Source organism: Rhizobium sp. N122 (genome assembly GCF_002211295.1).
Classification (GTDB): domain Bacteria; phylum Pseudomonadota; class Alphaproteobacteria; order Rhizobiales; family Rhizobiaceae; genus Rhizobium.
On record NZ_LOKU01000015.1, the window covers coordinates 87,999 to 100,958 of the forward strand.

11 protein-coding genes are annotated in these 12,960 nt (G+C 62.8%); 4 read left to right on the forward strand and 7 right to left on the reverse strand.

Translation table 11 applies throughout. The annotated features are described in order from the left end of the window. Nucleotide 1: 1 nt before the first annotated feature. The 3 genes from ATY75_RS13785 to ATY75_RS13795 all read right to left on the reverse strand — a co-directional run bounded on the left by ATY75_RS13785 (nucleotide 2) and on the right by ATY75_RS13795 (nucleotide 5,357). Nucleotides 2-3,202 (reverse strand): efflux RND transporter permease subunit, encoded by a 3,201-nt coding sequence (locus ATY75_RS13785; protein ID WP_088937971.1) that lies wholly within the window; start codon nucleotides 3,200-3,202, stop codon nucleotides 2-4. A 135-nt stretch (nucleotides 3,203-3,337) separates the two neighbouring features. Further along, nucleotides 3,338-4,528, reverse strand: a complete 1,191-nt coding sequence (locus tag ATY75_RS13790) for an efflux RND transporter periplasmic adaptor subunit (RefSeq protein ID WP_088937972.1) — start codon at nucleotides 4,526-4,528, stop codon at nucleotides 3,338-3,340. Between the two features lie 40 nt (nucleotides 4,529-4,568). Continuing rightward, on the reverse strand, nucleotides 4,569-5,357 hold the full coding sequence (locus ATY75_RS13795) for an alpha/beta hydrolase (RefSeq protein WP_088937973.1): 789 nt from the start codon (nucleotides 5,355-5,357) through the stop codon (nucleotides 4,569-4,571). A 162-nt stretch (nucleotides 5,358-5,519) separates the two neighbouring features. Here ATY75_RS13795 and ATY75_RS13800 point away from each other — a divergent pair, with 162 nt between their 5' ends. Beyond that, nucleotides 5,520-6,431 carry a LysR family transcriptional regulator gene (locus tag ATY75_RS13800; RefSeq protein ID WP_088937974.1) on the forward strand — a complete coding sequence of 304 codons (912 nt, stop codon included), beginning with the start codon at nucleotides 5,520-5,522 and terminating at the stop codon, nucleotides 6,429-6,431. A 232-nt stretch (nucleotides 6,432-6,663) separates the two neighbouring features. Here ATY75_RS13800 and ATY75_RS13805 read toward each other — a convergent pair whose 3' ends face one another. Beyond that, the gene (locus ATY75_RS13805) at nucleotides 6,664-7,407 is read right to left on the reverse strand and encodes an SDR family oxidoreductase (RefSeq protein ID WP_088937975.1); all 744 of its coding nucleotides are present in this window, start codon (nucleotides 7,405-7,407) and stop codon (nucleotides 6,664-6,666) included. A 106-nt stretch (nucleotides 7,408-7,513) separates the two neighbouring features. Here ATY75_RS13805 and ATY75_RS13810 point away from each other — a divergent pair, with 106 nt between their 5' ends. From ATY75_RS13810 to ATY75_RS13820, 3 genes are read left to right on the forward strand one after another with little or no spacing between them, the layout of a single operon-like run. Beyond that, entirely contained in the window at nucleotides 7,514-8,422 is a 909-nt protein-coding gene (locus ATY75_RS13810) for a LysR family transcriptional regulator (protein WP_088937976.1), read from the forward strand. A 24-nt stretch (nucleotides 8,423-8,446) separates the two neighbouring features. Next, entirely contained in the window at nucleotides 8,447-8,761 is a 315-nt protein-coding gene (locus ATY75_RS13815) for a hypothetical protein (protein WP_088937977.1), read from the forward strand. Between the two features lie 53 nt (nucleotides 8,762-8,814). Next, nucleotides 8,815-9,432 (forward strand): DNA-3-methyladenine glycosylase, encoded by a 618-nt coding sequence (locus ATY75_RS13820; RefSeq protein ID WP_088937983.1) that lies wholly within the window; start codon nucleotides 8,815-8,817, stop codon nucleotides 9,430-9,432. Nucleotides 9,433-9,490: 58 nt separating this feature from the next. On the opposite strand, the gene ATY75_RS13825 is transcribed toward ATY75_RS13820, so the two are convergent. Genes ATY75_RS13825 through ATY75_RS13835 form a run of 3 tightly spaced genes read right to left on the reverse strand, consistent with a single transcriptional unit; the run spans nucleotide 9,491 to nucleotide 12,696 of the window. Further along, on the reverse strand, nucleotides 9,491-11,023 hold the full coding sequence (locus ATY75_RS13825; protein ID WP_088937978.1) for a DHA2 family efflux MFS transporter permease subunit: 1,533 nt from the start codon (nucleotides 11,021-11,023) through the stop codon (nucleotides 9,491-9,493). Beyond that, nucleotides 11,016-12,239, reverse strand: coding sequence for an HlyD family secretion protein (locus tag ATY75_RS13830; RefSeq protein WP_088937979.1), 1,224 nt, complete (start codon nucleotides 12,237-12,239; stop codon nucleotides 11,016-11,018). Before ATY75_RS13830 ends, ATY75_RS13825 begins: the two co-directional genes overlap by 8 nt. Then, entirely contained in the window at nucleotides 12,232-12,696 is a 465-nt protein-coding gene (locus tag ATY75_RS13835) for a MarR family transcriptional regulator (RefSeq protein ID WP_088937980.1), read from the reverse strand. The genes ATY75_RS13830 and ATY75_RS13835 overlap by 8 nt, the downstream gene beginning before the upstream one ends. Between the last annotated feature and the right edge of the window lie 264 nt (nucleotides 12,697-12,960).

Genomic DNA, 12,960 nt, shown 5'->3' on the forward strand with positions numbered 1-12,960 from the left:
TTTATTCCGCCGCGAGCCGGATGACCTCCGCCTCTTCTTCCTTGTGTTCGTCCGGCTTGTGCTGGACCAGCGGGCGGTTACCCGTCATCCGGCGCAGCAGCACGTAGAACACCGGCGTCATGAAGATGCCGAAGAAGGTCACGCCGATCATGCCCGAGAAGACCGCGACACCCATGGCCGCGCGCATCTCCGCGCCGGCGCCGGTGGAGACGACGAGCGGCACGACACCCATGATGAAGGCCAGCGAGGTCATCAGGATCGGGCGAAGACGAAGGCGGCTGGCCTCGATCGCAGCCTCCCGCGGCGTCCGTCCCTCGAACTCCAGTTCGCGGGCGAACTCCACGATCAGGATCGCGTTCTTTGCCGATAGACCGACAAGCACCACGAGACCGATCTGGGTGAAGATATTGTTGTCTCCACCCGTGAGCCAGACGCCTGTCAGCGCGGCCAGCACACCCATCGGCACGATCATGATGATCGCAAGCGGCAGCGTCAGGCTTTCATACTGGGCGGCCAGCACCAGGAAGACGAGCAGCAGCGCCAGCGGGAAGACGACAACGCTCGAATTACCGGCAAGGATCTGCTGATAGGTCAGATCCGTCCATTCGAAGTCGATGCCCGCAGGCAGGGTCTCGTGCAGGATCTTCTCGATCGCAGCCTGCGCCTGGCCGGACGAGAAGCCCGGTGCCGGACCGCCGTTGATATCGGCGGCAAGGAAGCCGTTGTAGCGGTTTGCACGCTCCGGACCGGTGCTCGGCTCCACCTTCAGGAGGGCCGAAAGCGGGATCATCTCACCGGACGCCGAACGGACCTTCAACTGGCCGATATCTTCCGGCTGGGCGCGGAATTTCGCATCGGCCTGCACCCGGACGCTGTAGGTGCGGCCAAAGGCGTTGAAGTCGTTCACATAGAGCGAACCGAGATAGATCTGCAGCGTCTGGAAGACGTCAGTGACGGAAACCCCGAGCTGCTCGGCCTTGGCGCGGTCGAGATCGGCATAGAGCTGCGGCACGTTGATCTGGAAGCTGGAGAACAGCCCGGCAAGCTCAGGCGTCTGATAGGCCTTGGCAAGCACGGCCTTGGTCGCCTCGTCGAGCGCCTGGTTGCCGAGGCCGGCACGATCTTCGATCTGCAGCTTGAAACCACCCGTCGTGCCGAGACCATTGACCGGCGGCGGCGGGAACATGGCGATGAAGGCATCCTGGATGGCTGCGAATTTCTGGTTCAGCGCCATGGCGATGGCGCCCCCCGACAGATCCGGCGTCTTGCGCTCCTTGAAATCCTTCAGCGTCACGAAGACGATGCCGGCATTGGACGAGTTGGTGAAGCCGTTGATCGAAAGGCCCGGGAAGGCGATTGCATTGGCGACGCCCGGCTGCGCCAGCGCGATGTCGGTCATGCGCTTGATGACGTCTTCGGTACGGTCGAGGCTTGCAGCATCCGGCAACTGGGCGAAGCCGATCAGATACTGCTTGTCCTGTGACGGCACGAAGCCGCCGGGCACGGTGCTGAACAGGCTGTAGGTCGCACCGACCAGCGCTAGGTAGATCACCATGACGATGCTCTTGCGCGACAGCAATCCGCCCACGCCCTTGCCGTAGGCATTCGAGCCGGCGCCGAAGACCCGGTTGAAGCCGCGGAAGAACCAGCCGAAGATGGCGTCCATGAACCGCGTCAGCCAGTCCTTCGGCTGATGATGGCCCTTCAGCAGAAGGGCGGCCAGCGCCGGGGACAGAGTGAGCGAGTTGAAGGCCGAGATGACGGTCGAGATTGCGATCGTCAGCGCGAACTGGCGATAGAACTGGCCCGACAGGCCGGAGATGAAGGCGAGCGGCACGAAGACCGCGACGAGGACTAGCGCGATCGCGACGATCGGACCGGAGACTTCCTTCATCGCCTTGTAGGTGGCGGCCCGCGGCGACAAGCCTTGCTCGATATTGCGCTCGACGTTTTCGACGACGACAATCGCGTCGTCGACGACGATACCGATCGCCAGCACCAGCCCGAACAGGCTGAGCGCGTTGATCGAGAAGCCGAAGACATACATGACCGCGAAGGTGCCGATGATCGACACCGGAACCGCGATCAGCGGGATGATCGAGGCGCGCCACGTCTGCAGGAACAGGATGACGACGAGAACAACCAGCGCAATGGCTTCGAGCAGCGTGTCGATGACCTTCTCGATCGAGGCACGCACGAATTTCGTCGTATCGTAAACGATCTCGTATTTCACGCCCTCGGGCATGGCGAGCTGCAACTGGTTCATGGTCGCGTTTACATTGTCGGCGATCTCGATCGCGTTCGAACCGGGCGCCTGAAGCACGGCAACCGCAACGGCCGGCTTGCCGTCGAGCAGCGAACGCAGGGTGTAATCCGCAGCGCCGAGCTCGATGCGGGCGACATCGCGAAGGCGGGTGATCTCGCCGCTGGCGCCCGTCTTGACGATGATGTTGCCGAACTCCTCGGGCGTGCGCAGGCGGCCCTGGGCATTGACGTTGAGCTGCAGATCCACGCCCGGCTGGCTCGGCGACGCGCCGATGATGCCGGCAGCGGCCTGGATGTTCTGGGAGCTGATCGCGTTGCTGATGTCGCTGGCGGCGAGATTGTGCTCGGCGGCCTTCTGCGGGTCGATCCAGACACGCATGGAATAGTCGCCTGCGCCGAAGACCTGTACCTGACCGACGCCTGCAATACGGGCGAGACGATCCTTGACGTTCAAGGTCGCGTAGTTGCGCAGATAGGTGATGTCGTGATTGTCCCCGTCGGAGACGAGGTTCACCACCATGATGAAGTTGGGCGAACTTTTGACTGTGGTGATGCCGAGTGCGCGGACTTCCGCCGGCAGGCGCGGTTCGGCTTGCGAAACGCGGTTCTGCACGAGCTGCTGTGCCTTGTCAGGATCGGTGCCGAGTTTGAAGGTGACGGTGACGTTGAGCACACCGTCGGATGTCGCCTGGCTGGCCATGTAAAGCATGCCTTCGACACCGTTGATCTGCTCCTCAAGCGGCGTCGCCACCGTTTCGGCGATGACGGACGGGTTGGCGCCGGGATAGGTGGCGCGCACGACGATCGACGGCGGCACGACCTCCGGATATTCGGAAATCGGCAGCGCGCGCAGACCGATCAGGCCGGCAACCACGATGAGGACTGAAAGAACGCCGGCAAAGACCGGGCGGTCGACAAAGAATCTGGAGATGTTCATTTCAAAGCCCTCTCCGGGTGAACATGGATGCAACGTCCCTCTCCGGCGGCTTGGGGGCCACCGACAGGTCATATCATTTCGGGCATGGGCCCTCCCCGGGCGAGGCATCGCCTTGCCCCCAGGGAGGGCGAAATCTTACTGAGCGGTCGCGACCTTCTCTTCCATCTGCGGGATGACGACGGCGCCCGGACGAATGCGCTGCAGACCGTTGACGACGATCTTCTCGCCGGCGCTCAGGCCGCTTTCGACCACCCGCTGGCCGTCGGCCAGTGTGCCGAGCTGGACCTGCCGGTAGGCGACCTTGTTTTCGCCGTCGACGACGAAGACGAACTTCTTGTCCTGGTCCGTGCCGACCGCACGGTCGCTGATGACGATCTTGTTCTCGGCCTTCGGCTGGCCCATGCGCACCCGCACAAACTGGCCGGGGATCAGACGCCCGCCCGGATTGTCGAAGACGGCGCGCACGCCGATCGTGCCGCTTGCGGCATCGACCTCGTTGTCGATCAGTTGCAGCCTGCCTTTGATCGGTGTGCCGCTGTCGGCCAGCGTGCCGACCTCGACTGGGATCTGCTCGACCGGCGGCAGGGCGCTGTCGGTCTGCGGAAGCTGGGCAAGGGCACGCGTCACCATTTCTTCGCTGGCATTGAAGCTCGCATAGATCGGATCGACCGAAACGAGCGTCGTCAGTTCAGGCGAAGTCGAGCCGGCCGCCACCAGGTTACCGGCAGTCACTTCGATCTTGCCGATGCGGCCGGACACCGGCGCCCGCACCTCGGTGTAATCGAGATCGAGCTGGGCCGACTGCAGCGCGGCCTGCGCCGAACGCAGTCCCGCCTGCGCCTCGGCCAGCGCGCTCTGGCGCTGGTCGAGATCGCTCTGGGAGATGGTGCGATTGTCGGAAAGCCTGCGGCCGCGATCGAGCTCGGTCTGCGCCAGGCTGACCTTGGCTTCGGCCGAAGCGACCTGGCCCTGCGCCTGCGCCACACTCGCCTGGTAAGGAGCGGGGTCGATGGTGAAGAGCAGGTCGCCCTGCTTGACCAGCGCCCCTTCGCGGAAGGCCACCGACAGGATGGCGCCGGCGACGCGGGAACGAACCTGGACACGGTCGACGGCTTCGAGACGGCCGGAGAAACTTTCCCAGGCCGTCACGTCACGCGCCGCGACGACGGCAACCGTCACCGGCATGGCAGGCGGCTGCGCCGGGGCGGACGCGGCCGTGGCGGTTGTGCTCATCGGCAGTTCGAAAAACAGTGCGGCGCCTGAAACCGACGCAACAAGGCCCATGCCGGCGCCCACCAGGGCCCAGCGCTTACTTCTGGACGTCATCAGTACTCTCCTTGCGGCCCCAAGCCGCCGAAATATCAGATCAATGCAATTGCGGTTGGACGCCTACATCTCGAAGGAAGCTTCCGAAATGGCGGCTGACATGCCCCTGCCATTCGGGCACGCCTTCGGATTTCCCACCATAAATCGAGGGCCAGCCCGTCCCGGCGGGAAGGACGTGCTGGCGCACACCGACGCCGGCCTGTTTCAGGCGGGCACCGTAACCGAGTGTTTCATCATGCAGAGGATCGTCCTCGGCGGTGAAGATCAATGCCGGCGCGACGCCGGAAAGACGCGAACAGAGACAGGGCGCCGCATAAGGGTGGCAGCCGCCCCCGCTGAGGTAATGGCTCCAGCCCTCCGTCCAGCGCTGACGCATGCCGATCGCGTCGGCCTTGCGGATCGAGGACGTGCCCATGAAGGGATCGAGCAGCGGCGAAATCAAGACCTGGCCGTCGAGCGCATCCGGCATCTGGTCGCGGGCCTTCAGCGCCACGCCGGCGGCGACGAAGAGCAGCGACTTGCGGTCGCCAAGACCGGCGGCGCGCTTGTTGGCGAGATAGCTGAGAACTGAGAAGGAAACTTCCAGCGCCTTCGGAAACAGGTTGCCGGACAGGCTGCTGTAGTCGACGGCGGCGACGATGGCGCCTGATTTGGCGAGGCTGATCGCCACCGGCCGGTCGATATTCGTCTCGCTGTCGAGAAAAGCGCCGCCATGGAGGTAAAGCACGATGGGCGGACCCTTGCCGTAATCGGCGCCCTGGTAGATGCGTGCGGAAACGGGGCCGATGGCCACCTTATCCAGCATCATATCTTTCCATTCCACCGTCATGCTTCGGTCTCTTTGCACCAGCCACAAGCGGACAACGCCTGCCGCTTGCATTTTGCACAAAAAAGATATTGTTATTCCAATCAGGGAATAAGAAGCGATATCGCGATTACACTGTTCCAGATCTCGAACAATGTTGCAACGCAAACTGCGGATTTCAAACCGATGGATCAGCTCTCGGCAATGCGCGTCTTCATCCGCGTAGTGGAGACGGGCAATTTCACCCGCGCCGCCGACATGCTCGCCATGCCCAAGGCGACGGTCACCAATCTCATCCAGGGCCTGGAGGCGCATCTGCGCACCAAGCTTTTGAATCGTACGACGCGCCGGGTCATGGTGACCACGGATGGCGCACTCTATTACGAGCGGGCCGCTCAGATCATTTCGGAGCTGGAGGAACTCGACGGCAGCCTCTCCAATTCGCAGAGCCTGCCGAGCGGGCGGCTGCGCGTCGAAATGGCCGGTGCTTTCGCCGATTGGATCGTCGTTCCCGCCCTCTGCGATTTTTATCAGCGTTATCCCGATATCCGCATCGACCTCGGCGTCGGCGACCGCACGGTCGATTATCTTGCGGAAAATGTCGACTGCGCGCTGCGGGGCGGCACCCCGGCCGACCAGTCGCTGATCGCGCGACGTGTCTCCGAAGTCGAGATGATCACCTGCGCTTCGCCGGGTTATATCGAGAAATTCGGCATGCCCGAGCGGCCGGAGGAGCTGGAGGCCGATCATTACTCCGTCAACTATTTCCGCGCCCAAAACAACCGAACGTTGCCATTCGAATTTCGCCGGCACAACGAGGTGATCGAGACCAATCCGCGTTACATCGCCTCGGTCAACGATAGCCGCACTTATCTGACGGCTGCGCTGACGGGTCTCGGCATCGCGCAGGTGCCGATCTTCATGGCGCGCGAGCCGATGGCAAAGGGTGAACTCGTCCGCGTGCTCCCGGACTGGCGCCGCGATCCGCTGCCGCTCTACGTCGTCTACCCCCCGAACCGCCACCTCAGCAACAAGGTGCGCGTCTTTGTCGACTGGCTGGTCAAGCTTCTGGTAGAGGCGAGACTGAACGACTTCTGAGCGCCAAAAGAAAACGGCCCGGAAGGCAGGGGGAACCTTCAACGGACCGCAATGTGCAACTTTGAACATCAAGCCTGTCGCACCGCAGGAAGGGCACGGCAGGCTGTGGAGATTCGGGAAAGAGCGGCAGGGAATTCCACTCTTTCGCGATAAGACAGATATAGGCACTCTCCGCAGGATTGTAAGGGAAAATTCCGCAAGCCCGTTCACATAATTGCGAGCACGGCCCCCGTCAGATCAGGCCGCCATTGGCGCGCAGCGTCTGACCATTGATCCAGCCGCCGTCCGGGCCGGCGAGGAAGGCCACTGCGGCGGCAATGTCTTCAGGCGAGCCGAGGCGCTCCAGCGGATTCATCTTCGCCATGCGGGCCACGAGTTCCTCCGATTTGCCGTTGAGGAAAAGATCGGTGGCGACAGGGCCGGGCGCGATGGCGTTGACGGTGATGTTGCGGCCGCGCATCTCCTTGGCCATGATCGCCGTCAACATTTCCACGGCAGCCTTGGTGGCGGCATAGACGCCGTAGGTTTCCAGCTTCAGCCCGACCACCGAGGTCGAGAGGTTGACGACCCGGCCGCCGTCGCGCAGGCGTCTGGCCGCTTCTCTCAGCGTATTGAAGGTGCCCTTGAGATTGACGGCGATCTGGCGGTCGAAATTGGCATCGTCAGCCTCGGCGAGCGAGGAGAGCATCATGATGCCGGCATTGTTGACGAGAACGTCGATACCGCCAACGGCCGTTTCCGCGGCATCGAACATGCGGTGGACGGCCTGCGCGTCGCTGACATCGGCTTGCTCGGTCAGCGCCTTGCCGCCGGCCTGCTCGATCGCCCGGGCGAGCTCCTCGGCCGGGGCCGCATTGCTGGAATAATTGATGATCACGGTGAAACCGTCCTTGGCGAGGCGCTTGGCGACGGCCGCGCCGATGCCGCGGGAAGCACCGGTGACCAAGGCAATCTTGCCGTTTTCGTGGGAAGCCATTGTCGTTCTCCTTGATCGGGTTTCGATGAGGAGAAGATGCGCCTTTTCGTCTCACGGATAATCTGGCATTCTTCGGCATCACTATCCGGGAATGGCGAACAAATAGATGGACAGATTCGATGCCATGCGGGTGTTTTGCCGCGTCGTGGAGCGTCGCAGCTTCACCCTTGCCGCCGAAGACACCGGCCTGCCGCGCTCGACCGTCACCGATGCAGTGAAGCGGCTCGAGGGCCGTCTCGGCGTGCGCCTGCTCCAGCGCACGACGCGCCATGTCAGCCCGACGCTGGACGGCGAAGTCTATTACCAGCGCTGCCTGTCGATCCTCGCCGATATCGAGGACGCCGAAGGCGCCTTTGCCGGCGCCAGGCCCAAGGGCCTGCTGCGCGTCGATGTGCACGGCACGCTCGCCCGCCATTTCGTGCTGCCGAGCCTGCCGTCTTTTCTCCGGACCTACCCGGAGATCGAATTCTACATGAGCGAAGGCGATCGGCTGGTCGATCTGGTGCGCGAAGGCATCGACTGCGTGCTGCGCGCCGGCACGCCCGGGGATAGCGACATGATCATCAGGCGTGTCGCCATGCTCGACGAGATCACCCTCGCCTCACCCGATTATATCGCCGCCCATGGCCTGCCACAGCATCCCGACCGGCTGACCGGCCACCGCATGGTCGGCTTCCGCTCCAGCGGCACCGGCAGCCTGTTGCCGCTCGAATTCATCGTCGACGGCGCTGTGCACGAAGTCACCGTTCCCGCCACCATCACGGTCAACGCCGCCGAAAGCTACATTTCCGCAGCAAGGATGGGCCTGGGCCTGATCCAGATCCCGCGTTATCACGCCGCAAAAGATCTTGCCGAGGGAACGCTGATCCATGTGCTTGAGGATTTTCCGCCGACCCCGACATCGGTCTCGGTGCTCTACCCCCGCAACCGCCAGCTTTCGCCGCGCGTACGCGTCTTCATCGACTGGCTGGTGACGGTCTTCGCTCGACAAAATTCGGAAAACGCGCTTTGCTAATATGAGCGTTTGGGGAGAGCGGCCATGGCACTCAACGATATCACCGTCTACCAGACGGAAGACGGCTTCGTTGTCGAATTCGGCGGCGAAGGCGAAGACAGCATTGCCGTGACGTTGCGAAGCACGCCCGAACTGACCCCGGAAAACGCCGTGCTGCGAGCGAATCTCCTGCTTGCGGCAGCAATCGAACCTGCCCATAACGACGGCGCGCGCGGCAAGGATCCGGCCTTGCTGGAAGAGGAGCTGCAGGAAGGCCTGGAGGATTCCTTCCCGGCGAGTGACGCGGTCTCGGTCACATCATCCTCGATCCCGATGCGCGATCCGAATACCGGCCGCTGACACGGGTGGGCCCAAAGCATGAAGCGGTTTCGGGATGACCGCGGATGCCCGGGATGTTATCTGCATCGGCCATGACCGAGAGTGGAATGATATCGGGCGCGATCGGCGCCGGCGCGCTTAATGGCGAAAGCCTCAGGGCGTTTTTCGAGCGCGACGCGATCGCCGTTGCCCGTGACCTGCTCGGCTGCCATCTCACGATCGGCGGCGCCGGCGGCCGCATCACCGAGACGGAAGCCTATTTTCCCGATGACGAGGCCTCGCACAGTTTCCGTGGCCCGACCAAACGCAACGGCGCCATGTACGGCCGGCCCGGCAATGTCTACATCTACCGCATTTACGGCATGTACTGGTGCCTGAATTTCGTCTGCCACCCGGGCTCGGCCGTGCTCATCCGCGCCCTTGAGCCGGAAGCCGGAATCCCGCAGATGATGGAGCGGCGCGGCACCGACAGGCTGACCGCGCTTTGCAGCGGCCCCGGCAAACTTTGCCAGGCGCTCGGCATCGATATCGAGATCAACGACAGGCTGCTCGACCGCCCGCCCTATGCGCTGACGCCGTCCGCGCCGGTGCCTGTCGTCTCGGGAAAACGTATCGGCATCACCAAAAATGCCGAAGCACCATGGCGCTTCGGCATTCAGGGATCGCGTTATCTCAGCAAGCCGTTCCGTTAAGCAATTCCACCAAAAGTGTGCAGCGGTTTGCGTCCGGAATTGCGTGAAAGTCCAGAGCCTATTCCATGACGGCGCTATGATCGACGGCGGGCGCCGCCTTCGGCTTGCGCAGCAAGAGCACCAGCGGAATGACCGCGAGTGACATCAGCATCAAGAGCTTGAAATCGTCCATGTAGGCGATGATCGTCGATTGCAGCGTGATGATCTCGTTGAGCGAAGCGCGCCCCGCCGCCGTCACCGGGCTGAGCCCCTGCGCCGCCACCGCGTTGAAGGCGTGGTTGAACGGCGTCACATAGGCCGCAATCGATTCATGATTGCTCTGCGTGTTCTCGACGATCAGCGCCGAAACGATCGAGATGCCGACCGCCGAGCCGATGTTGCGCGACAGGTTGTAGAGGCCGGTGCCGTCGCCGCGCATATGGGCTGGCAGCGTCGAAAAAGCGATCGTCGTCAGCGGCACGAACAGAAAGCCGAGACCGGCGCCCTGGATGAAGCCGACCGAGACGATCGTCCATTGCGAGACGTCGGGTGTCCAGCCGGTCATGTCGTACATCGCCCATGCGGTGAGCCCGAGGCCCAGCGCCAGCAACGCGCGCGTATCGACTTTGCCGACCAGCCGCCCGACGATGAACATGCAGAGCATGGTGCCGAGCCCGCGCGGCCCCATGACGATGCCGGCGGTAATGACCGGATAGCCCATCAGCGTCTGCAGATAGGGCGTCATCAGCGCCAGCGAGGCGAGATAGGTAATGCCGATCACGAAGATGAAGACCATGCTGATCGAAAAATTCTGGTCGAGGAACAGCTTCGGATTGACGAAGGATTTCTCCGCCGTCAGCGTATGCACCAGAAGCAGATAGAAGGCGGCAGCGCAGATGATCGCTTCCAGCATGATCTCACCGGAGGAGAACCAGTCGAGCTGCTCACCGCGATCGAGGAAGAGCTGCAGCGAGGCGATGAACAGGCTCATCATCCCGAAGCCGAACCAATCCAGCTTAGCGAGCGCATCCCGCTTCGTCTCCGAAACGAAGACGACGATACCGGCAAAGGCAAGCGCGCCGATCGGCACGTTGATGTAGAACACCCAGCGCCAGCTGATGTTGTCGGTCAGCCAGCCGCCGATAACCGGCCCGAGGACCGGCCCGACCATGACCGAGACGCCGAAGAGGGCCATGGCCGAGCCGCGTTCCTCGACCGTATAGATGTCGAGGAGAATGCCCTGGGAAAGCGGCACCAATGATGCGCCGAACAGGCCCTGCAGCAGACGGAAGGCGACGATCTGGTTCAGCGATTGTGCCAGGCCGCAGAGCACCGAGGCAGCCACGAAGCCGGCGATGGCGACGAGCAGCACGCGCTTGCGGCCGAACTTGGCGGCAAGGAAGCCGGACGGCGGCGTCATGATCGCCGCCGCGACGATGTAGGAGGTCAGGACCCAGTTGATCTGGTCGGCGGAGGCCGACACGCTGCCCTGGATATAGGGCAGCGCCACATTGGCGATCGTCGTGTCCAGCGCCTGCATGATGACGGCGAGAATGACGCAGGCCGTGATTGCGCCGCGATTGGCGACCGGGGTAGCGGAAGCGTTACTCATCATCCCCGCCCTGAGGCCGGCCCAGAAGCTTGTTGACGAAATCGGGCAGGCCGCGGGCGTGGCCGGTCTCGACATCGACGACCGTGCTCATGCCGACGCGAAGCGGCGGCTTGCCCTCGGTATCCTCGATGCTGACGCGCATCGGAATGCGCTGGACCACCTTCACCCAGTTGCCCGTGGTATTCTGCGCCGGCAGCAGCGAAAAGCTGGAGCCGGAGGCCGGGCTGATGCTCTCGACCTTGCCCTTCCACATCACGCCGGGATAGGTGTCGACGTAGATCTCGGCGGTCTGGCCCGGCTTGACATAGGTAAGTTCGGTTTCCTTCGGGCTGGCGGCGATCCACAGATGATCGGTGGCAACGAGCGAGAAGGCCTGCTGCGAGGCCTGCAGGTAGGAACCGACCTGCAGCGCGTTGACATTGGTGACGATGCCATCGAACGGCGCCTTGACGACGCTGTGATCGAGTTCGCGCTGGGCATTGTCGACATTCGACTTGGCTTGCAGATAGAGCGGGTTCTCCTCGATCGGCTGATCGGCTGAACCGCCGAGCTGGGCAAGCGTGGTTGCGGCTTCCGCCTTGGCGACGGTCACCTTCTGCCGGGCGGCCTCGAGATTATGCTTGGCCTCGTCATAGGCCGATTGCGTCGCGCTGCCGTTGTTGACCAGGTTCTGCTGCCGGTCGAACTGATCCTGGTAATAAGGCAGATCGGCTTGCGCCTGGGTGATCTCGGCCAGCGACTGCTGATAGCTGGCCTTGAGATTCATGATCTGGTTGCGCTGCACGCCGAGCTGCGCCTTGGCGCCGTCGAGCGCGATCTTGAAGGAATCGGCTCTCAGGCTGAAGAGCACCTGCCCCGCCTTTACAGCCTCGTTCTCGTGCACGTCGATCTTCTCGACGATGCCCGAGACGTCGGTGGTCAGCCCGACCATATCGGCCTGGAGATAGGCGTTGTCGGTCGACATCACCTGGCCGCCATTGACGTAATAGTAACCGCCGACGACAAGGGCCACCGGCAGCAGGGCAAACAGGATCGGCCGCGTGAGGCTGCGCCGGCGGCGGACCTTATTGCCGCCAGGCGCAGCCACGGCGGCAGCCGGCGCTGAATTGGATGAAGGCGCTTCGGCTACCGTTTCCTGTTGTTTGGCTTGGTTTTCTTCGACAGGTGTCTTGGCATTGGCGTCGGCAACGACGCGGAGGGGGGATTGATCAGCCATCGTTCGTCTCATTCTCGTCGACCGGGCTCCGGCATGCCTGAACCAGGTTCGTCTTCATTACGGATAGGATGTGGAAAAGCTGCTCGCGCTGCTCGGCCGTAATGCTTTGCAGCGCTTCCGCACGGGTGGTGTCGCCAAGCTCGCGCATTTCGGCGAGCAGCGGATGCGCTTCCTCGCGCATGTAGAGCAGCCAGATGCGCCGGTCGGTCGGGTGCTGGCGGCGCTCGATCAGCCCGCGTTCGGCGAGCTTATCGAGGATGCGCACCAGCGTGATCGGCTCGACTTCGAGGGTTTCGGCAAGGCCGCTTTGATGGATGCCTTCATTGTTGGAAAGATAGGCCAGCGTCTGCCACTGCGACCGGGTCAGCCCAAGGCACTTCGCGCGTTGCTCGAACCGCTTGCGCAGCAGCCGTGCGACGTCGTGGAGAAGGAAGCCGAGGGTGGGCGTGGCGCTCATGAAAACCTGCGATCGTTAATTTATAAGCATACTTATAATATTGATAGATATATTGAGCTTGTGCAATGCACAAGGGGGTGGATTGCAGAATCGCCGCTGCGGCGAAAATGCCGCAGGCCGGTCGAGCCTGTCCTGCGCCTTGTAACTTCCCTTTACCCGCTATTGGCGTAGTACTGCCTATTGCGGTGGCGGATGGAAGACCGTTGCACCTTTGGGACACCAAGCCCGTGGGAGAGCCTGGGTCTCCGTCCGCCGTTCCATTGA

Coding starts and splice junctions, on each gene's coding strand:
- ATY75_RS13785 (WP_088937971.1), bottom strand. CDS start 3,202: ATGAACATCTCCAGATTCTTTGTCGACCGCCCGGTCTTTGCCGGCGTT.
- ATY75_RS13790 (WP_088937972.1), bottom strand. CDS start 4,528: ATGACGTCCAGAAGTAAGCGCTGGGCCCTGGTGGGCGCCGGCATGGGC.
- ATY75_RS13795 (WP_088937973.1), bottom strand. CDS start 5,357: ATGACGGTGGAATGGAAAGATATGATGCTGGATAAGGTGGCCATCGGC.
- ATY75_RS13800 (WP_088937974.1), top strand. CDS start 5,520: ATGGATCAGCTCTCGGCAATGCGCGTCTTCATCCGCGTAGTGGAGACG.
- ATY75_RS13805 (WP_088937975.1), bottom strand. CDS start 7,407: ATGGCTTCCCACGAAAACGGCAAGATTGCCTTGGTCACCGGTGCTTCC.
- ATY75_RS13810 (WP_088937976.1), top strand. CDS start 7,514: ATGGACAGATTCGATGCCATGCGGGTGTTTTGCCGCGTCGTGGAGCGT.
- ATY75_RS13815 (WP_088937977.1), top strand. CDS start 8,447: ATGGCACTCAACGATATCACCGTCTACCAGACGGAAGACGGCTTCGTT.
- ATY75_RS13820 (WP_088937983.1), top strand. CDS start 8,815: ATGTTATCTGCATCGGCCATGACCGAGAGTGGAATGATATCGGGCGCG.
- ATY75_RS13825 (WP_088937978.1), bottom strand. CDS start 11,023: ATGAGTAACGCTTCCGCTACCCCGGTCGCCAATCGCGGCGCAATCACG.
- ATY75_RS13830 (WP_088937979.1), bottom strand. CDS start 12,239: ATGGCTGATCAATCCCCCCTCCGCGTCGTTGCCGACGCCAATGCCAAG.
- ATY75_RS13835 (WP_088937980.1), bottom strand. CDS start 12,696: ATGAGCGCCACGCCCACCCTCGGCTTCCTTCTCCACGACGTCGCACGG.